19 protein-coding genes and 1 tRNA gene are annotated in these 19599 nt (G+C 67.2%); 10 read left to right on the forward strand and 10 right to left on the reverse strand.

Annotation, left to right across the window (positions count from 1 at the left end):
* The first annotated feature begins 21 nt into the window (after positions 1–21).
* From GQR91_RS02630 to GQR91_RS02640, 3 genes are all read left to right on the forward strand, one after another.
* Positions 22–1194 carry an acetyl-CoA C-acetyltransferase gene (locus GQR91_RS02630; RefSeq protein ID WP_149681052.1) on the forward strand — a complete coding sequence of 391 codons (1173 nt, stop codon included), beginning with the start codon at positions 22–24 and terminating at the stop codon, positions 1192–1194.
* A 181-nt stretch (positions 1195–1375) separates the two neighbouring features.
* On the forward strand, positions 1376–4663 hold the full coding sequence (locus GQR91_RS02635) for a TonB-dependent receptor domain-containing protein (protein WP_149681053.1): 3288 nt from the start codon (positions 1376–1378) through the stop codon (positions 4661–4663).
* Positions 4664–4737: 74 nt separating this feature from the next.
* Positions 4738–5718, forward strand: coding sequence for a 2OG-Fe(II) oxygenase (locus GQR91_RS02640; RefSeq protein ID WP_149681054.1), 981 nt, complete (start codon positions 4738–4740; stop codon positions 5716–5718).
* Here GQR91_RS02640 and GQR91_RS02645 read toward each other — a convergent pair.
* The 4 genes from GQR91_RS02645 to GQR91_RS02660 are packed head-to-tail and all read right to left on the reverse strand — an operon-like array spanning position 5715 to position 9543.
* The gene (locus GQR91_RS02645; RefSeq protein WP_235903886.1) at positions 5715–6743 is read right to left on the reverse strand and encodes an alanine racemase; all 1029 of its coding nucleotides are present in this window, start codon (positions 6741–6743) and stop codon (positions 5715–5717) included. The two genes, GQR91_RS02640 and GQR91_RS02645, sit on opposite strands and share 4 nt — an antisense overlap.
* Before the next feature lie 37 nt (positions 6744–6780).
* The gene (gene mmsB / locus GQR91_RS02650; protein WP_149681056.1) at positions 6781–7659 is read right to left on the reverse strand and encodes a 3-hydroxyisobutyrate dehydrogenase; all 879 of its coding nucleotides are present in this window, start codon (positions 7657–7659) and stop codon (positions 6781–6783) included.
* 50 nt (positions 7660–7709) lie between these two features.
* Positions 7710–8486 (reverse strand): enoyl-CoA hydratase, encoded by a 777-nt coding sequence (locus GQR91_RS02655; protein WP_149681057.1) that lies wholly within the window; start codon positions 8484–8486, stop codon positions 7710–7712.
* A gap of 13 nt (positions 8487–8499) precedes the next feature.
* A complete protein-coding gene (locus tag GQR91_RS02660; protein WP_149681058.1) occupies positions 8500–9543 on the reverse strand; it encodes an enoyl-CoA hydratase/isomerase family protein in 1044 nt (347 codons plus the stop codon).
* 155 nt (positions 9544–9698) lie between these two features.
* Here GQR91_RS02660 and GQR91_RS02665 point away from each other — a divergent pair, with 155 nt between their 5' ends.
* Entirely contained in the window at positions 9699–10574 is an 876-nt protein-coding gene (locus GQR91_RS02665) for a dienelactone hydrolase family protein (protein ID WP_149681059.1), read from the forward strand.
* Between the two features lie 47 nt (positions 10575–10621).
* A complete protein-coding gene (locus GQR91_RS02670; protein ID WP_149681060.1) occupies positions 10622–11251 on the forward strand; it encodes a glutathione S-transferase family protein in 630 nt (209 codons plus the stop codon).
* 7 nt (positions 11252–11258) lie between these two features.
* Here the strand turns inward: GQR91_RS02670 and GQR91_RS02675 are convergent, their stop codons facing one another.
* From GQR91_RS02675 to GQR91_RS02685, 3 genes are all read right to left on the reverse strand, one after another.
* Positions 11259–11483 carry a DUF1289 domain-containing protein gene (locus tag GQR91_RS02675; RefSeq protein WP_211368559.1) on the reverse strand — a complete coding sequence of 75 codons (225 nt, stop codon included), beginning with the start codon at positions 11481–11483 and terminating at the stop codon, positions 11259–11261.
* 24 nt (positions 11484–11507) lie between these two features.
* Positions 11508–12935 carry a DEAD/DEAH box helicase gene (locus tag GQR91_RS02680; protein ID WP_149681061.1) on the reverse strand — a complete coding sequence of 476 codons (1428 nt, stop codon included), beginning with the start codon at positions 12933–12935 and terminating at the stop codon, positions 11508–11510.
* 114 nt (positions 12936–13049) lie between these two features.
* On the reverse strand, positions 13050–13490 hold the full coding sequence (locus GQR91_RS02685) for a hypothetical protein (RefSeq protein ID WP_112381355.1): 441 nt from the start codon (positions 13488–13490) through the stop codon (positions 13050–13052).
* A 69-nt stretch (positions 13491–13559) separates the two neighbouring features.
* Between GQR91_RS02685 and GQR91_RS02690 the strand changes: the two genes are divergently transcribed.
* The 3 genes from GQR91_RS02690 to GQR91_RS02700 all read left to right on the forward strand — a co-directional run bounded on the left by GQR91_RS02690 (position 13560) and on the right by GQR91_RS02700 (position 16072).
* Positions 13560–15005, forward strand: coding sequence for an FAD-binding oxidoreductase (locus GQR91_RS02690; protein ID WP_149681062.1), 1446 nt, complete (start codon positions 13560–13562; stop codon positions 15003–15005).
* Between the two features lie 56 nt (positions 15006–15061).
* On the forward strand, positions 15062–15835 hold the full coding sequence (locus GQR91_RS02695; RefSeq protein ID WP_149681063.1) for a SapC family protein: 774 nt from the start codon (positions 15062–15064) through the stop codon (positions 15833–15835).
* 93 nt (positions 15836–15928) lie between these two features.
* Positions 15929–16072, forward strand: a complete 144-nt coding sequence (locus GQR91_RS02700) for a hypothetical protein (protein ID WP_160146725.1) — start codon at positions 15929–15931, stop codon at positions 16070–16072.
* Positions 16073–16326: 254 nt separating this feature from the next.
* On the opposite strand, the gene GQR91_RS02705 is transcribed toward GQR91_RS02700, so the two are convergent.
* Positions 16327–17193, reverse strand: a complete 867-nt coding sequence (locus GQR91_RS02705) for an N-formylglutamate amidohydrolase (RefSeq protein WP_149681064.1) — start codon at positions 17191–17193, stop codon at positions 16327–16329.
* Between the two features lie 99 nt (positions 17194–17292).
* On the opposite strand from GQR91_RS02705, the gene cpdR reads away from it, so the two are divergent.
* Positions 17293–17670: a cell cycle two-component system response regulator CpdR gene (gene cpdR, locus GQR91_RS02710; protein ID WP_149681470.1), complete on the forward strand. Its 378-nt coding sequence runs from the start codon at positions 17293–17295 to the stop codon at positions 17668–17670.
* 60 nt (positions 17671–17730) lie between these two features.
* Positions 17731–17805: transfer RNA gene (locus GQR91_RS02715), tRNA-Val, on the forward strand.
* 330 nt (positions 17806–18135) lie between these two features.
* Here the strand turns inward: GQR91_RS02715 and GQR91_RS02720 are convergent.
* Together GQR91_RS02720 and GQR91_RS02725 are read right to left on the reverse strand one after the other, a co-directional pair.
* Positions 18136–19137 carry a hypothetical protein gene (locus tag GQR91_RS02720; protein ID WP_249042509.1) on the reverse strand — a complete coding sequence of 334 codons (1002 nt, stop codon included), beginning with the start codon at positions 19135–19137 and terminating at the stop codon, positions 18136–18138.
* Between the two features lie 8 nt (positions 19138–19145).
* Positions 19146–19559 (reverse strand): hypothetical protein, encoded by a 414-nt coding sequence (locus GQR91_RS02725; RefSeq protein ID WP_149681065.1) that lies wholly within the window; start codon positions 19557–19559, stop codon positions 19146–19148.
* Positions 19560–19599: the final 40 nt, after the last annotated feature.

Below are 19599 nucleotides of genomic sequence, written 5' to 3' on the forward strand. Positions count from 1 at the left end.
ACCGGAACGAGAGGAGTATCCATGACCGAGATCGTGATTACCGCCGCCAAGCGCACTCCGGTGGGCAGCTTTCTGGGCGCCTTCGCCACCACGCCCGCGCATGAGCTGGGCCGCATCGCCATCGAGGCCGCGCTGGAACAGGCCGGGGTGAGGGGCGAGGAAGTGTCCGAGGTGATCCTGGGTCAGGTGCTGACCGCCGCACAGGGACAGAACCCGGCACGACAGGCGTCGATGGCGGCGGGCATCCCCAAGGAGGTGCCGGCATGGGGCGTGAACCAGGTCTGCGGATCGGGCCTGCGTGCGGTGGCGCTGGCCGCGCAGGCGGTGGCGACCGGCGACGCCACGATCGTCGTGGCGGGCGGCCAGGAGTCGATGTCGCTTTCGCCCCATGCGCAGACGATGCGCGGCGGCACCAAGATGGGCACGGTCAGCCTGGTCGACACCATGGTCCATGACGGCCTGACCGACGTCTTCAACGGCTATCACATGGGCATCACCGCTGAAAATCTCGCCGAGCAGTATCAGGTCACCCGCGGCGAGCAGGACGCGTTCTCGGTCCGCTCGCAGAACCTTGCCGAAAAGGCGCGGGCCGACGGCCGCTTCAAGGATGAGATCGCGCCGGTCACGATCAAGGGCCGCAAGGGCGACACGGTGGTCGCCGACGACGAATATATCCGTGCCGGCGTGACCGAGGACAGCGTGTCGGGCGTGCGCCCTGCGTTCAAGAAGGACGGCACCGTCACCGCCGCCAATGCCAGCGGCCTGAACGACGGCGCCGCCGCGCTGGTGATCATGAGCCGCGAGGAGGCCGAAAAGCGCGGCACCCCCGTACTGGCGACGATCAAAAGCTGGGCATCCGCCGGCGTCGATCCGTCGGTGATGGGCATCGGCCCGGTCCCCGCCACCCGCCGCGCCCTCGAAAAGGCCGGCTGGACGATCGCCGACCTCGACCTGATCGAGGCCAATGAGGCGTTCGCAGCCCAGGCGCTGTCGGTCGGCAAGGAGCTCGGCTGGGATGCGGACAAGGTCAACGTCAATGGCGGCGCGATCGCGATCGGCCATCCGATCGGTGCGTCGGGCGCCCGCGTGCTGACGACTCTGCTGTATGAGATGCAGAAGCGTGACGCGAAAAAGGGCCTCGCCACTTTGTGCATCGGCGGCGGCATGGGCATCGCTCTGTGTGTGGAACGCTAACGCAACGAAAAGAAATTAGATTATTTCACAATGTAAGAAAACGCATATAAGTTACAATGATGTAACGTAGCTGCAACACCACTGACCGATTTTTGCAGCGTGTAATTATTTTCGATTGCGTTTGAGTCACTTAAAATCTTCCTTGCTCCCAACGGGCATCCCCGCCCGTTGGGGGACATCCATGAATCTGCATCGCCTTCTTGGCGCGACCGCACTGGCGGGTACTCTTTTCCTGAGCCCGTTCGCGCTCGCCCAGACCACCACCGGCACCACGCCCGAAGCCGACGCGGCGACCGAAGTCGAAACCAACGATGCCGACACGCGCGTAAATTCCGGCGCCGACCGTAGCGGCGAGATCGTCATCACCGGCTCGCGCATTCGCACGCCAAACGAGATTTCGGCCGTTCCGGTCACCACCATTTCGGTGCAGCAGCTGACGCAAACGGCACGCACCTCGATCGGTGACGTGCTGAACGACCTGCCGCAGCTTCAGAGCACCTACAGCCAGTCGAACTCGACCCGCTTCCTGGGCACCGGCGGCCTCAACCTGCTCGACCTGCGCGGCCTGGGCACCTCGCGTACACTGGTGCTGGTCAACGGCCGCCGCCATGTCGGCGCGGACATCCTGAACAACGCCGTGTCCGTTGACGTCAACACGATCCCGACCGACCTGGTCGAAGCGGTCGACCTCGTCACCGGCGGCAACTCGGCCGTGTACGGTTCGGACGCGATCGCGGGCGTGGTCAACTTCCGCCTGAAGAACAACTTCGAGGGCCTGCAGCTTCGTGCGCAGGGCGGCGTCACCGACGAAAGCGACGCGGGCAGCTACTTCATCAGCGCCACCGCCGGCAAGAACTTCGCCGAGGGTCGCGGCAACATCGCGGTCAACCTGGAATACACCCATTCCGAGGACCTGTTCGCGTCCGACCGTCGCCAGTATCGCCAGACCGACGGCTTCATCACGACCAACGTCGATGCCGCCGGCGCTGGCGTCAACGGCAACCTGAACTTCGACGGCCGCCCCGACGCGACCTTCTTCCGCGACATCCGCGTGGGCACCTTCTCCGACGGCGGCCTCGTCGCGTTCGCCGGTGCCGCCCCCGGCGCCAACACGCCCGCCCGCTGCGGCCGTGACGGCCTCGGCCGCGCCTTCACCTGCAACTATCTGTTCCAGCCGGGCGGCGCGCTCGCAACTCAGACTGGCAGCGCGGTCGGCGTTGCGCAGGGTTCGGCAACTGCACCGTCGGTTAATCCGGCCGGTGTCAGCTATATCGGTGGCAACGGCAACACCCGCCGCGAAGGCGTGTTGGTTCAGTTACTTCCGCGTCTGGACCGATATGCGGCGAACCTGATCGGCCACTTCGACATCTCCGATGCCTTCGTGCCGTTCATCGAAGCCAAGTACGTCCGCACCGAATCGGTCTCGCTCGGCGGTTCGGGTCCAGCCTTCTATACCGGCAGCACGATCGACGGTACGTTCGAGCGCCCGCGTCTCGACAACCCGTTCCTCAGCTCGGATGCTCGCGCCACGCTGACTGCGCAGGCGCTGACCTCGGTGAACAACGGCATCAATCCGACGAACGGCGCTGCGTTAACGGCAGAGCAGGCAGCTACGCTGCGTGACCAGATCAATTCCGGTGCATACCGCTTCATCCTCCGCAAGAATCTGACCGATCTGGGCTCGCGTGCCGAGGAAGCGACGCGTGAGACCTTCCGTATCGTCGGCGGCGTTCGCGGCGACTTCGCGCAGAACCTGAACTACGAATTCTCCGTCAACTACGGCGAATTCAAGGAGAAGACGCGCGTTCTCGGCAACGTCGACACGCAGCGCCTGGCCATGGCACTCGACGCCGTGCGCGATCCGACCACGGGTCAGATTGTTTGCGGTGCACGCCTTGATCCCAGCCGCGCCAACTCGGGTGCACTGATCGGTCTGCCTGGTCAGGATCTGGGCGGCAACGCGGCCAATCTGGCGGCCGACATTGCCGCCTGCCAGCCGATCAACCCGTTCGGCACGGGCAGCATCTCGCAGGAAGCGCGCAACTTCGTGCTGCGCGACACCACGTCGCAGGGCAAGATCACACAGCTCGACATCCTGGGCGTCGTCGCCGGCGACACCTCGGCGTTCTTCAACCTGCCGGGCGGCGGCATCGGTTTCTCAATCGGCGGCGAATATCGTCGTGAAACGAACGAGTTCCGCGCCGATCCATTCGTCGAGCAGGGCTATACCTTCTATAACGCACTGGCACCGTTCGATCCGCCCGCGTTCGAGGTGAAGGAAGCGTTCGGCGAGCTGCGCGTTCCGTTGCTCAAGGACACCTTCCTGACCAAGGAAGTGACGCTGGGCGCCTCGGGCCGTGTGTCGGACTACAAGGGTTCGGCCGGCACCGTGTACAGCTACAACCTGCGCGGTGAATGGGCCCCGATCGAGGACATCCGCTTCCGTGCCAATTACGGCCGGGCGGTGCGCGCTCCGAACCTGAGCGAGCAGTTCTCGGCTGCTGGCCAGAACTTCGCGCCGGGCTTCCTCGATCCTTGCGCGGCGGACAACCTGGCCCGCGGCACGCAGTTCCGCGCCGCCAACTGCGCTGCCGCTGGCATCCCGACTGGCTACAACTTCCAGTATGCGCAGTCGCTGGAAACGCTGAGCGGCGGCAACGCCAATCTGAACGCGGAAAAGTCGGACTCGTACACCTATGGTGCGGTCGTGCAGCCACGCTTCGCACCGGGCCTGCTGCTCTCGGTCGATTACTACAACATCAAGGTGAACGACGTCATCACCTCGCCGAGCGCGCAGAACCTGGTCAACGCGTGCTACGACTCGCCGTCGATCGAGGGCAACCAGTTCTGTTCGCAGTTTACCCGCGTTGCTGCCGGCCAGACGGGCCCTGCCGGTGAGCAGGCGTTCCGCATCGTGGAGGGCAGCCTGCTGACCATCCCGTTGAACTACGCCAAGCTGCAGGTTCGCGGCATCGACTATCAGGTCGCGTATAACCGCCGCGTCGGCGACGTGCGCCTGAACGCGACGGTGATCTACACCCACATCCTCCAGAACGACAGCTTCCTGAACCCGGTGCAGCCGGGCTTCGCGAACCGTCTGAATGGGGAACTGGGCTATCCGAAGCATCAGGTCTCGGCATTCATCAATGCCGACTTTGGCCCGGCCTATATCAACACCTCGTTCCGCTACCTGTCGAAGCAGTCGGTGGGCGCGATCGAGAACACCGAGACGGTCCAGGGTCGTCCGCCGCAGAACCTCGACGATTACGACATCCAGTTCTATCCGGATGTCCTCTACATCGGCGCGAAGTTCGGCATCAACGTGACTGAGCGGACCGACTTCTACTTTGGTATCGACAATATCACCGATCGTCTGCCGCCGCTCGGCTCGACCGGTATCGGCGAAGGCAGCGGCATCTTCGACAACGTCGGTCGTCGCTTCTACGCGGGCATCACCGCTCGCTTCTGAGGCACCGACACCTAATCGTCGAATGGGAAGGGCCGGTGGTTTCCACCGGCCCTTTTTCGTGCAGGATGAGCCACATGCACCAGGATCCGATTGCCGCCGCCCAGACCCTGCTCGCCGCCGGCCGCCAGAACGAGGCGATTGCCGCGATCGACCGCGCCGCCGCCACCGGCGATGCCGGTGCATTGTTCCAGCGGGCGTTCTGGCATCTGGTCGGCCAGCCACTCCCGCGCGACCTGCCCCGGGCTCGTGCCGACCTGCGGCGTGCGGTCGCGGGCGGACACCGCGAAGCCCGCCTGATGGAGATCACCCTTGCCGCCAACGGCACCGGCGCACCGGCGGACTGGTCGGGATCGATGGCCTTGCTCCGCTCGGCCGCCGAAAGCGACCGGGATGCCGCCGCGCTGCTCCACCTGCTCGACGCGATGACGCTCGACGCCGGGGGCGCCCCCCGTCAGCTGCCGCCGATCGAGCCCCTCACGCCCGATGGCAGTGTCGCGCGCGTTCCGCGCCTGCTCAGCCCGGCGGAATGCGCGCATATCGCCAACAGCGCGGCCGACCTGCTTGCCCCTGCCTTTGTCGTCGATCCGCGCACCGGGCGCAGCGTGCCGCATCCGATCCGCACCTCCGATGCCGCAGTGATCGGCCCCTTGCGCGAGGACCCGGTGATCCGCGCGATCAACCACCGGCTCGCTGCGGCCAGCCGGACGCCGATCGGCGCCGGCGAAGCGCTGACCGTGTTGCGCTACCAGCCGGGGCAGCAGTTCCGCCTGCACTCCGATATTCTGCCACAAACCCGCAACCAGCGGGTGACGACCGTTCTGGTCTATCTGAACGACGGCTTCACCGGCGGCGAGACGGTGTTCCCGGACCATGGCCTGACCGTGGCGCCGCGTACCGGGGACGCGGTCATCTTCACCAATGTCGATGCCGCCGGCCGCCCTGCCGCCGCCGCACGCCATGCCGGAATGCCGGTACGCTCGGGGGTGAAATGGCTGGCGACGCGCTGGATACGCGCGCGCGCCTTCGACGTCTGGCAGGGGCCGGAAGCGGCCTAATTCCAGAAACGCTCCGCGCGGCGTCCCCAACCGGTCAGCAACTCATATTGCGACACGCCCGACGCCTGCGATGCCGCCGGCAGCGCATAGTCGATGCGCAGCCAATCCCCCTCGGCCAGGTCCGGGCAGGCCGATACGTCGATCGCCACCAGATCCATCGACACCCGGCCCAGCACGGGCAGCATCACGTCGTCATGCATCGCCGCGCCCACGCCCGAAAAGGCGCGCCGATAGCCATCGGCATAGCCCAGGTTGATGATCGCCACCTCGGTTTCGGCAGGCGCGATCCAGGTCGCATTATAGCCCACCGCCTCGCCCGCCCCGACGCGGCGGCGCTGGAGGATCTGTGCCTCCGGATGGACGACCTGCCGGATCATCGCGCCCATGTCCGCGCGGGGCACGCCGCCATAGAGCGCCAGCCCCGGACGCGTCAGGTCGAAGGCATAATCCTCGCCCAGCCCGATCCCCGCCGAATTGGCCAGGCTCATCCGCCGGGCCGCGGTCGCGCCCCGCAGGGCGGAGAAACGCGCCCGCTGCGCTTCGTTCATCGCGCTGTCCTCGTCGGCACAGGCAAGGTGGCTCATCAGTGTCTCGATCGCCAGTCCGTCCAGCAGCCCGCCCGCGATCGCCTCGGCGGACACCCCCAGCCGGTTCATGCCGGTGTCCACCATCACGTCGCACGCGCCCCCGCCGGCCCCGCGCCAGCGGGCGACCTGTGCCGCGGTGTTCAGCACCGGCCGCGCGAAACCGGCGCGGGCGGCGGCCATGTCCTCGGCCCGTACCCCGTGCAGCACGGAAACCGGCAGCCCCAGCGGCGCCAGTCGCTCCGCCTCGGCCCAGGTCGCGACAAAGAAATCGCGGCATCCCGCCACCGCCAGCCGACGCGCGACATCGGTTGCGCCCAGACCATAGCCGTCTGCCTTCACCGCCGCGCCGCAGGCCGCCCTGCCGCTCGCGCGTGCCAGCGACCGCCAGTTGTGGACGAGGGCGTTTTCATCGAGACGCAGGCGAAGGGGCGCGGGGATGTCGATCACCCGTCGCCCCTTACGCCGCTCTTCGCGCTCAGGCCAAGGTGCGAATGATCCCGGAGAAATCGGTTGTGGCCTGCCCATCGCGCTCGACAAACGCTTCGTAGAGTTCGGTTGCGCGCGTGCCCATCGGCACCGTCGCCCCCGCCTCGCCCGCCGCCGCCATGGCAAGGCGCAGGTCCTTCAGCATCAGCGCCGCGGCGAACCCGCCCTGAAAGTCGCGGTCGGCCGGGCTTACGGGACCGACGCCGGCCACCGGGCAATAGGTTGTCATCGACCAGCTTTGGCCCGACGACACGCTGGCGATGTCGTAAAAGGTCTGCGCATCGACCCCCAGCCGATCGGCCAGCGCAAAGGCCTCGCACGTCGCGATCATCGTCGCGCCCAGGATCATGTTGTTGCACATCTTGGCGGCCTGCCCCGCGCCGCTCGCCCCGGCATGGATCACCGCCTTGCCCATCGCCTCCAGGATCGGCTGCGCGGCGGCGAACGCCTGTTCGGTGCCACCCACCATGAAGGTCAGCGTGCCGCCATTCGCCGCGGCGATACCGCCCGATACCGGCGCATCCACCGCCAGGAAGCCGCGGCCGGCCGCGATCTCCGCCAGCCGGCGCGCCGTCGCGACGTCGATCGTCGAACAGTCGATCAACACCGCCGATGGACTGGCATGGGGCAGCACCGCCTCGGTGTAGACGCGCTCGACATGGGTGCCGGCCGGCAACATGGTGACGATCGCCTCCGCCCCGTCGACCGCTGCGGCGGCGCTATCCACGGCCAGGCATCCCGCCTCGCCGGCGCGCGCCAGCGCCTCGGCCGACAGGTCGAACGCGCGCACGTCATGCCCCGCCTTCGCCAGATTCGCGGCCATGCCGCCGCCCATATTGCCCAGTCCGATAAAGGCGATGCGTGCCATTGCTCCAGTTCCTCTCGCTATCCCCCGCCTTCAGCGGGTGGATGTACGTGTCAGCGACCCTGCCAGTTGCCGGGGCGTTTCTCCACAAAGGCGTTCATGCCTTCCTTCTGGTCGGCGGTGCCGAACAGGCCATGGAACAGGCGCCGCTCGAATTGAACGCCCTGCGACAGCCCCATGTCGAATGCGGCGTTGACCATTTCCTTGTTCGCCTTGACCGCCAGCGGTGCCATGCCGGCGATGGTCGCGGCGGTCTTCACCGCCTCCTCGACCAGATCGGCGGCCGGCACGATCCGCGCCACCAGCCCGGCGCGCTCGGCCTCCTCGGCATCCATCATCCGGCCGGTCAGGCACATCTCCATCGCCTTGGCCTTGCCCACCGCATGCGCCAGCCGCTGCGATCCGCCCATGCCGGGGGTCACGGCCAGCTTGATCTCGGGCTGGCCGAACTTGGCGGTGTCGGCGGCCAGGATGAAGTCGCACATCATCGCCAGCTCGCATCCGCCGCCCAGCGCATAGCCCGCGACCGCCGCGATCACCGGCTTGCGGGTGCGCGTGAACACGTCCCAGCCAGCGAAATGGTCGCTGCCATACATGGCGGCGAAGTCCATCGCCTGCATTTCCTTGATGTCGGCCCCCGCCGCGAACGCCTTGGCGCTGCCGGTGATGACCGCGCAGCCCTGGCTATCGTCGGCATCGAAGGCGCGTATCGCGGCCAGCAGGTCGGCCAGCACCTGCGCGTTGAGCGCGTTCAGCGCCTCCGGCCGGTTCAGCGTCACCAGCGTCACCGCGCCGCGCTGCTCGATGATAAGGGTCTGGTATTCGGACATCGGCTATACTCCGTCAGGCGGGGGTCCATGCCTCTGCCGGGGGCAGTGGCGCAAAAATCTGGTCGATCACGTGATCGGTCACGGCATCGGGGGTGGCGGGGTTCCAGCGCGGCGCATGATCCTTGTCCACGATCACCGCGCGTACGCCCTCCAGAAAGTCGTGCCGCTGCACGACCCGCGTCGCGACCGCATATTCCTGCACCATCTCATCGGCAAAGCTCGCCATCTCGGCGCCGTCCCTCAACAGACGCAGCGATACCTTCATCGCCTGGGGCGATTTCGTCGCCAGCAACTCCTGCTGCTGGCGTGCCCATGCCCCGCCATCCGCCGCCAGCGCGGCCGCTATGTCCTCCAGCGTGTCCGCCGCGAACAACCGGTCGATATCGCCGCGATGCGCCAGAATCTCCGCCTCCGGCGCCGGCACCGACAGGTCGGAAAGGATCGCATCCAGCGCGGTCGGATCGGCCAGGATATGCCGCTTGGCCTCGTCCAGATCGGCGGACGGGATGTAATGAGTCGCAAGGCCCAGCGCGCAGCATTCCGCACCGTTCAACCGGTGGCCGGTCAGCGCCAGATACTGTCCGATCCGCCCCGGCAGGCGCGACAGATACCAGCCCGCGCCGACGTCCGGGAACAGGCCGATCCCGGTTTCCGGCATGGCAAGGCGCGTATTCTCCGTCGCGATGCGCTTGGCGCATGGCAGGGCCACGCCCACGCCGCCGCCCATGGTGATCCCGTCCATCACCGCGACGATCGGCTTGGCATAGGTGAACAGCCGGTGGTTCATCCGGTATTCGGTGTGGAAAAACGCCCGCGCCGCCGCGCCGTCGCCGGCACCGCTTTCGCTCAGCAGGCGGATGTCGCCGCCCGCGCAAAACCCCCTGCCCTCGGCATGGTCGATCAGCACCGCGCGGATGCTGGCATCGCCGCGCCAGTCCTCCAGCGCGTCCAATATCGCCTGGCACATCCCGGCGTTCAGCGCATGAAGGGCCTTGGGCCGGTTCAGTCGCAGGCGCCCGACGGCGCCGCTCGTCTCGACGATCAGGTCGGTGGTCATGGGGACGCTGCTACTCCTCTCACGGTCTCCCCTCGGCTGGTGCCCGATCTCGGGTCGGTGTCACCAGCCGAAGAAACAATCTTGCGCTCCCTTGGCACAGATGATCCCGCTGCGTAACCTCCACCGATCACGGACCGCATCATGGGAGTTGCCGCATGACCGATCTTCGCGACCGCGCCGTCGAGATCTACGACGCCTTCACCCACGAGCATCACGATCGCCGCACCCTGCTGCGCCAGATGACGCTGCTCGCCGGATCGGCGACCGCGGCGGAGGCGCTGATCCTGTCGATCGCCGCCAGTCCCGCCGCCGCCGCACAGATTGATCCCAAGGACCCCCGCCTCGTCACCGATCGCAGCGTCGGTACCGAGGGCGGCGCCCCCTCGATCGCCTATTTCGCAGCCCCCCGCCAGCCAAAGGCGAAACTCGGCTACGTCCTGGTCATCCACGAGAATCGCGGCCTGACCCCGCATATCCAGGATGTCGCGCGCCGCCTGGCCCTGGCCGGCTTTCGCGTGATCGCCCCAGACTTCCTCGCGCCGCAGGGTGGCACGCCTGCCGACGAGGACAAGGCCCGCGCGATGATCGGCACCCTCGACTATGATCTCGCGCTGAAACAGGCCCGCGCCTTTATCGCGCGTGCGGCCACGCAGCGGACCGGCACGGGCAAGGTCGGCGCGGTCGGCTTCTGCTGGGGCGGCGCGTTCGTGAACCGGCTCGCGGTCGCGGCGGGTCCGGCCCTGGCTGCGGGTATCGCCTATTACGGTCCCGCACCCGATCCGGCGGAGGCCGCGCGCGTGTCGGCGCCCCTGATGCTGCATTATGCCGGCAAGGATGCGCGGGTGAACGCCACCGGCGAGCCCTGGGTCGCCGCGCTCAAGGCCGCCGGCAAATCGGTCGAGGCGTTCACCTATCCCGGCGTGGATCATGCGTTCAACAACGACACGTCGGCACAGCGTTACGACGCGGCGGCGGCGGCGCTCGCCTGGGATCGCACGACCCGCTTCCTCCATGCCCGGCTTGACCGGTAGCGGCATCGATGTTCCACTCCTGTTCCAACGAATCAGGAGCAGCACCAATGGCCGCCGATCTCACGCTCTACACCAACCCCATGTCGCGGGGGCGCATTGCCCGGTGGATGCTCGAAGAGGTCGGCGCCCCCTATGAAACGGTTGTGCTGGACTATGGCACGACGATGAAGAACGATGCCTACCGCGCGATCAATCCGATGATGAAGGTGCCGGCGATCGTCCATCAGGGCATGGTGGTGACCGAGGTGGCGGCGATCTGCGCCTATCTGGCGGATGCCTTTCCACAAGCGGGGCTGGCGCCGGCACCGGCCGAGCGCGCCGATTATTATCGCTGGCTGTTCTTCGGCGCCGGTCCGCTGGAGGCGGCGATCACCAACCGGTCGATGGGCGTGGAGCCGGATGCGCGGCAGCAGCAGATGGCTGGCTACGGCACGCTCGAACTGACCGCCGGAACGCTGGAATCGATGCTGAAGGACCGGGACTATATCGCCGGCAACCGCTTCAGCGCGGCGGACGTGTATGTCGGGTCGAGCCTGATGTGGTACACCGGGTTCGGCCTGCTGCCGAAGTCGGCACCGTTCATGGCCTATATCGCGCGGATCGCGGATCGCCCGGCGCATCGCCGCGCGAGCGAGATCGACGATGCCTTGATGCCGGCAAAGGCCGACGCCGGCTGAGTGCCGGTCAGGACGCCTTGGCGCGGGCGGCCAGGGCCGCCTTGCGCGGGGGCAGCGCAGCCAGGATAGCCCGGCGCTCCTCCGCCGGCTTGGCGCTCCAGTTCGAGATTTCGCGGATCGTCCGCGCACATCCCACGCACCATCCGGTGCTCTGGTCCATCCGGCATATGTTCACGCACGGCGAGGCGAGGCTGACCGGCTGTGGCACGGTAAAGCTGAGGATGTCGTCCAACGGCACGAAACGCCTCGAAATCGCTTACCGGTTGAGCGAGACCATCAGGAATTCCGGGATCGGTCCGTTCCAACCGTCATCGGGCCCCTCGTCGCGCTCGTCGCGGCGCGGGCGGCGATCACGGCGTTCATCACGCGGCGGGCGACGATCCTCGCCGCGATAGGCGGGTGCCTCCGCTGGGGGCCGTTCGCCGTCCTCGCGGCGATCGTCACGCACCGGGCGGTCCTCGCGGGGCCGTTCCTCACGCGCCGAACGATCCTCACGGGGCCGATCCTCGCGCGCAGGCCGCTCGCGCCGGACACGCTTGGGACGCTCCTCTTCCTCGGCCGCGGGCGGCAGGTCGAGCGGCGCGATCTTCTGGCCGGTCAGCTTCTCGATATTGGCGATGTTGTCGGCATCGTCCGGCGTCACGAAGGTGAAGGCGATGCCCGTCGCGCCGCCGCGACCGGTGCGGCCGATGCGGTGCACATAATCGTCGGGATGCCAGGGCGCGTCGAAATTGATGACATGGCTGACACCCTTGATGTCCAGTCCGCGCGCCGCGACGTCGGAGGCGACCAGGATGTTCACGTCACCGCGCTTGAACAGGTCCAGTTCGGCCAGCCGCTGCGGCTGCTCCATGTCGCCATGAATCTCGCCGGAGCGGAAGCCATGCCGCTTCAGCGACTTGTTCAGTTCGCGCACCGTCGTCTTGCGGTTGCAGAAGATGATTGCGTTGCGCATCCCCTCCTGCTGCAACACCTGGCGCAGGCGCTTGCGCTTTTCGGACGCCTGCGCCGCGACCGGCACCACCCACTGGGTGATGTTCGCGTTGGTGGTCGCCGCGCGCGCGACCTCGATCGTCTTGGGATTTTCCAGGAACTTGTCCGCCAGCTTCTTGATCGGCGGCGGCATCGTTGCGGAAAACAACAGCGTCTGGCGCTGCTTGGGCAGCTTGGTGCAGATTTCCTCGATATCGGGGATGAACCCCATGTCGAGCATCCGGTCGGCCTCGTCGATGACCAGCATCGAACAGCCGGTCAGCAGGATGTTGCCCCGCCCGAACAGGTCCATCAACCGCCCGGGCGTCGCGATCAGCACGTCGACGCCCTTTTCCAGCGCCTTGATCTGGTCGCCCATCGACACGCCGCCGATCAGCAGCGCCATCGACAGCTTGTGGTTCGCGCCATATTTCTCGAAATTCTCGGCCACCTGCGCGGCCAGTTCGCGCGTCGGCTCCAGGATCAGCGAGCGCGGCATGCGCGCCCGGCTGCGCCCCTGGGCCAGAATGTCGATCATCGGCAGCACGAACGATGCCGTCTTGCCGGTCCCCGTCTGGGCGATGCCGATGATGTCGCGCATCATCAGCACCGACGGGATGGCGGACGCCTGGATCGGCGTCGGCTCGGTATAACCGGCATCCGTCACCGTTTGGAGAAGTTCGTCGGATAGGCCGAGATCGGCAAAGCTCATGCAGGGGTCCGGAAATAATGGCGCTGGGGGGACGACACGGCCCCATGCACACGTTCGTCGCGCGCTCGCGGATTTCAGCCGATTTGTCAAGCTTTGCCGCCGCGCGGCACGAGATCACTTGGCGGGAACCAGCGTCCGGAACCGGTCGATCTCGCAGGCCGCGCCCGATCGCATGCGGATCGCGTCCCGGTCGGCACAGACACGCCCGTCGGGCGCGGGCCGCAGATAGAAGCCGGAATAGAAGTCGAGCTGCCGGCATTCGCCGCTCAGCTTGGCGCGCACCCTGCTGCCACCGGTCAGCACCAGATCGACCGAGCCCGTCTCGCTCACCAACGCGCCGGCCAGGGTGGAGGCCGCAATGCATTTCGGCCCCTTGCGCTCCTTCCACTTCGCCGGTGCCATCGGCTGGCGCATCGCCATGCCGACGCGCGGCACCCGCACCACGATCCGCTCGCGCACCGTCATCTGCGTCACCCGCACATGCGGACCATCCGCCGCCCCGATCAGGGCAGGTGTGGCAAGCGCGGCAAGAAGGCGAATCGGTGGGCGAATCATGACAAGATGACTTCCGCATAAGCCCGATCGTTGAACGTCTCATGAACTCGACCTAAATCCGCGACCGTCATGACCCCTGCGCAAACCCGCTTGATCGACGCGCTTCGCCCGCTGCTGGACGCCAAAGCCATCATCACCGATCGCGACGCGATCGCGCCGTGGGAAACCGACTGGCGCCGTCGCTTCCACGGCCATGCGCCCGCGATCCTGGCGCCCGCGACGCGTGACGATGTCGCCGCGATCCTGGCGACCGCCACCGCGCACGGCGTGCCCCTCGTCCCGCAGGGCGGCAACAGTTCGATGGTCGGTGGCGCGACACCCCCGGCCGACGGCAGCGCGCTGATCCTGTCGCTGCGCCGGATGAACCGGATCCGCCACATCGATGCCGCCGCAGGGCTGGCGGTGGCGGAGGCGGGCGTGATCCTGGCCGACCTGCACGATGCGGCGCTCGCCAAAGGCCGGCGCTTCCCGCTGACGCTGGGCGCGCGCGGCAATGCCACGATCGGCGGACTGGTCTCGACCAATGCGGGGGGGACGCAGGTCCTGCGGTTCGGCACGATGCGGGGGCTGGTCGCCGGCGTGGAAGCGGTGCTGCCCGACGGCACGATCCATGACGGCCTGTCCGCTCTGAAAAAAGATAATCGCGGCTATGATCTCGACCAGCTGCTGATCGGGGCGGAGGGGACGCTGGGCGTCGTCACCGCCGCGACGCTGCATCTGGTGCCCGCCATCGCGCAGGCGGCGACCGCCTGGGTCGGGGTGGCCAGCCCGGCGGACGGGCTGGCGCTGCTCCGTCGCCTGCAGGCCGCGACCGACGCGATCGAAAGTTTCGAGATCATGCCCGCCGAAACGCTGGCCGCGGCGGTGGCGCATGTTCCCGGCGCCCGTCCGCCGCTCGCCGGCCATCACGCCTGGCACATCCTGATCGAGGCGACCGCGGCGGATGCGCGGGGCGAGCCGCCGTCGCACCTCCTGGAAACGCTCCTCGCCCGCGCGCTGGAGGCCAATGTCATCGCCGACGCGGTGATCGCCGCCAGCGAGGCGCAGGCGCAGGGCTTCTGGCGGCTGCGCGATTCGCTGTCCGATGCGGAGCGCGCGCTGGGGCCGGCGACGCAGCACGACCTGTCCGTTCCCGTCGACGCGATGCCGCGCTTCATGATCGAGGCGGCCGCCGCCTGCGATGCCCGCTTCCCCGGCACCCATGCATCGGGCTTCGGCCATCTCGGCGACGGCAACATCCATTTCCATGTCCGCAGCGCCCCCGGCACCGATCGCGACCGGTTCTATGCGGAACAGGCGCCGGCAATCACCCGCTTCGTCCATGACCTGGTGGTCGCCTGGGGCGGGTCGATCTCGGCGGAACACGGCATCGGCCAGATGAAGCGCGACGAACTGGCCCGGCTGTCCCCCGCCCGCGTGGCGACGCTGGCGGCGATCAAGCGCGCGGTCGATCCGGCCGGGCTGCTGAACCCGGGCAAACTGGTCGCGCTTGCACCTGACCCCAAGGCCCCATAGACACCGGCAGGTCGCGCGCGGCTCGCCGCCGCCGTTTCATCTTCTGGAGAGTCTTCATGGCCAGCGCGCCGTCGCTTCCGCTTTTCTACAATGGCCTCGAACCGCTTTCGAGCGAGGTTCATGCCAATTACAAGGTGCGCCCGCAGGATACCGCGCCCTTCCTGGTCGGCCAGCATGCGATCCCCGTGACCGTGGACGAATTCCCGCTGGTGCAGCGTTTCATGCCGATCGTCTTCTCGGTCGGTCCGGAGGCGATCCCGCTGGCGCTGATGGGCCTGAACGAGGGCGTGAACGTCTTCGTCGACGAGGACGGCAAGCTGAACGAGACCAGCTTCTACGTTCCCGCCTATGTCCGCCGCTATCCCTACATGCTGGCACGCCTGCGTCCCGAGGCGGAGGAGCTGTCGCTGTGCTTCGACCCGACCTCGCCGACGATCGGCGCGTTCGACGAGGGCGAGGCGCTGTTCGAGGGCAATCAGCCGTCGCAGCTGACGCAGAACATCCTGCAATTCGCCGAGTCGTTCGAGCAGGCGGGCGCCCGCACGCAGAACTTTATGAAGGAACTGCAGGAAATGGACCTGCTGATGGACGGCGAAGTCTCCATCCAGCCGGACGGCGCCGCGCAGCCCTTCGTCTATCGCGGCTTCCAGATGATCAATGAAGAGAAGCTGGTCGACATGCGTGGCGATCAGCTGCGCAAGATGAGCCAGTCGGGCATGCTGCCGCTGCTCTACGCCCATCTGTTCTCCCTGTCCCTGATGCGCGACCTCTTTGCCCGTCAGGTTCAGCAGGGCAAGCAGCCGCAGCCGCAGTTCCAGCCGGCTCAGTAAAGGCGGCTCTTTCAGGAAATCGAAGACGCCGATCACCGGTCCAGTCGCCACCCCATGGTCGCGACTGGGCTTCACCGGACGATCGCTGCACCGATGATCGCCAGTCCGGTGATCGGCGTCTTCCTCAATGCGCTGGCGGGCGCCCTGCCCGGCGGCGGGATGACGATACAGGGGGCGATCGGCCGTATCGCGCTGTCTCTTATCGATCCCGGGCACGCCGCTGACACCGCTGACTGAAGCTACCGGCAGGGACGTACACCCGCCGCCATCTGATCCTGCGAGACGATATCATGGCGCGCCCGCTGCCGGCGCCGGGGCGTGACGGAAAAATGACGGATCGTGCGCGGCGGGGTTGAACCAAAAGCCGGCTCGCCTATTTATACCCTGTACGACGCCGTGTCCCCCCTTTCGCGGTGTCGTATGACACGCTTTCAGCGTGTCTCCTCCCTGAACCTTGGCCACCTCGCGCACCAATGCGCGGGGTGGTTTTTTTATTCGGCGGCCATCTGGCATGCGGCGGACAGCGCCTCGTCCGCCAGTGCCGACAACACCCGCGCGACCAGCGCCGCCGTCTCTCCGAACCCCGGCCCCGGCTGATCCAGTGCCGCGTCCAGATACAGGCTGCGATCCAGTTCCAGCTGGATGGCATGAATGCCGCGGGCCGGCGCACCGTGCCGCTCCAGGATATGGGCGCCGGCATAGGGCGTGTTGATCGCCACCGGCACGCCGCAGCGCCGCACCTCCTCCTCCGCCCGCGCCACGAACCGCGCCCCCGCCGCCTTGCCGAACCGGTCCCCCAGGACGACCCTCGCCCCCTCCCCCGTCCCCAGCGGCGGCATCGAGTGCAGATCGAGCAGCACCGCCACCCCGAACCGTTCCCGCGCCCCCTCCAGCAACCCGGCCAGCGCCGCATGATAGGGCCGGTGGTCCGCCACGATCCTCGCCTCCACCTCCGTACCTGAAAACCGCCGCCGCCACAGATCGCCCGCCGCCCCCGTCCGCCGCGGCACCAACCCCAATCCGCTGCGCAACTTGGCCGAGGCACGCGGCTGCGTCGTCCAGTCGGCGCCCGCATCAACCTTGGGATCGCGCTCCTGCTCGCTGCGGTTGAGGTCGATCCAGGCACGCGGCACCGTCTGGATCAGCGTCGGCTGCCGATCGCGCGCGGCGCGCGCCACCATGTCGACGAAGCGATCCTCCAGCAGGTGCAGCGCCGCCGCCGGCACACGCAACGCCTCGTCCAGCGCGGGCGGATAGTCGCGCCCGGCATGCGGCACCGACAGGATCACCGGGCCCCGTCGCGCAAAATTCCGGTCGCCCGGCATCGCATCAAGGCGCTCGAAGGAAGGGCTCGCCATCGCCCGTCACGCTAGGCGCGACCGTACGCTGCCGCAATCGCTCTGGAAATATTAAGGGGCCCTCCCCTAAGAGGGGCCGAGTTTCACCGGGGCCCAATGATGATCCAAATCCTGCTGGCCGAAGATGACCAGATCATGCGCGAATATCTGACCCGCGCGCTTCAGAAGTCGGGCTATGCGGTCACTGCGGTGGACCGCGGCACCGCCGCCATCCCCTTGTTGCAGACCGAACGGTTCGATCTGCTGCTGACCGACATCGTGATGCCGGAAATGGACGGCATCGAACTGGCCCAGCGCGCGGGCGAGATGGTGCCGGACCTGCGGGTGATGTTCATCACCGGGTTCGCCGCGGTCACGCTCAAGGCCGGCCAGGCGATGCCCAACGCCCGGGTCCTGTCCAAACCCTTCCACCTGCGCGACCTGGTGATGGAGGTCGACCGGCTTTTCGAGGCCGATCATGCCGGCGGCACAATTTAGCACCGGAGCGATTTAGGACTTGCGCACCCGAAACACCCCGGCTAATGCGCCACCTCCGGCGGGCGTGTAGCTCAGTGGTAGAGCACTGTGTTGACATCGCAGGGGTCGCAAGTTCAATCCTTGCCACGCCCACCATCGAAAACCCCGCTAGGCCTTCGGCTTAGCGGGGTTTTTGGTTTTTAGTCCCCCGAGTTGCGCGTCGCGGTTTTGCGTGCCTTTTGCGTGTCATGCCGAGTGGAACATCCGGGCTCACGGGGTCCTCGGACGCGCTAGGGCGGCTGCGCCAGCGGATTGGGACCGATAGCGATGGCGTGAAAGCGACCGGCCATCACACCCACCGCCGCCGTCCATCGGGACCGACTTGCGTGTGTTTTGCGTGGAGCGGCGTCGACATTTTCCGCGCCAGCTCGGAGGCGATGTCCTCCAGCGCCTGCCGGGTCTCGGAGAGATAAGCCGGGCTGAAGATCACGTAACGCCGCGTCGACGGGGGCAGCACCACGTGCCCAGCGCCAGCGGGATCTCCTGTTGCGAGACGCCGCGCTGTGCGATCAGGGTCGCCATGCTGTGGCGCATCAGCTTGGGGCCGAAGCCGACCGGTACACCGAACTGATCCGCCATGACTCTCCACGCCTTCTTGATGTCCGCGACGGGCCGCTGGACCACCCAACGGTCCTCATCGTCCTCGAACACGCTTTCATGACAGACCAGCCGATCCTCCGTCGCCTCCAGCCAGTTCGCCAGAAGTGATGTGACGGGGAGCGCCGGTCGGTTTTTGCGCGTCTGGATCCGCCCCGCTGGGTTGAGGTCGAGTACGCCGGCGTCGCGGTGCCATTGCTGCCGGTCGGGCCGCACCGAGATATCGTAGAGCGCGTCCGGCCGCGCTAGCGTGCAGATCGCACCGATCAGGTAGCGGCGCAGTGGCATCAGTCGTGCCGGATGCGCCGGGCTGAGCTCCGGGTCTCCTTCCGCCGTATAGTCGAGCATCTCGGCGATCTGCTCGAGCGAGAGGCGGAAGTTGCGCTCCGGCGTCACGGCGGCGCGGGGCAGGTGCTTCAGTTCGGGCACCGCCTCCATGCGCTTCACGTTGAACCGCAAGGCTGCCTTCAGCTGGATGATGCTCTCCTCGACCGTCGACTTCGCCCGTTTGCGTGTCGACACGGTCCATTCGCCGGTCTCCGGGTCACGCCGCCGCTGGGTCACGGGATCGATCTCGGTCCCCCATTTTCGAAAACGCATCAGCCATTCGGCGTCCAGCACCGTCGGCAGCACGGGTTCACGCAGTACACCGATCGCGATCTCATGGTCGATGAACCGGTTCACCAGTTTCAGCCGGGCGCGGATCGCGTCGGCGCTGGCCTGCCCGGCGCCGTGCAGCGTCCAATAGTCGGTCATCGCCTGATGGACCGTGTAGGCTACCTTGTCGTCGTCAGCAGGCTGGTGGAACGCCAGATAGTGACGGTCGAGCACCTCGACCGCTAGGCGAAGATCAGCCGTGCGCGTGCTGCGCCGCTGCATCCGGCCGGTGACCGGATCGTACCAGCAGATGTAGAGGTTCGGGCTGACGACCTCGCCGTCCTTGCCACGGACTCGATCGAGGTAGAATTCGCCGCGGCGATAGAGGTCTTCCGGTGACGGCACTGCGCTTTTTCCTTTAGGATTTCGCTTCGCGCCTCTCCGATCAGTTTTACTGCGCCTACCAGGGTGAGGAGGTCGAGATCCTCCGACTTCAGGTTGATGCCCCGGTTCGTCTGGATCGCGCGGGCGATCTTGCGGTCGAGCTGCAGGATGGCGTCGGCGGTTGCCGCGTCGGTCATATCCTGGGGGAGGACCGAGCCGGTCCCCGGGGTCATCGCGACGGTGCCGCCGGCGTCCGCGTCGATGCTCGTCATGTCTTTTCCTTCCTGGCGTGGGTTACCCCCACGTGCAGGG

Source organism: Sphingomonas carotinifaciens (assembly GCF_009789535.1).
GTDB lineage: Bacteria > Pseudomonadota > Alphaproteobacteria > Sphingomonadales > Sphingomonadaceae > Sphingomonas > Sphingomonas carotinifaciens.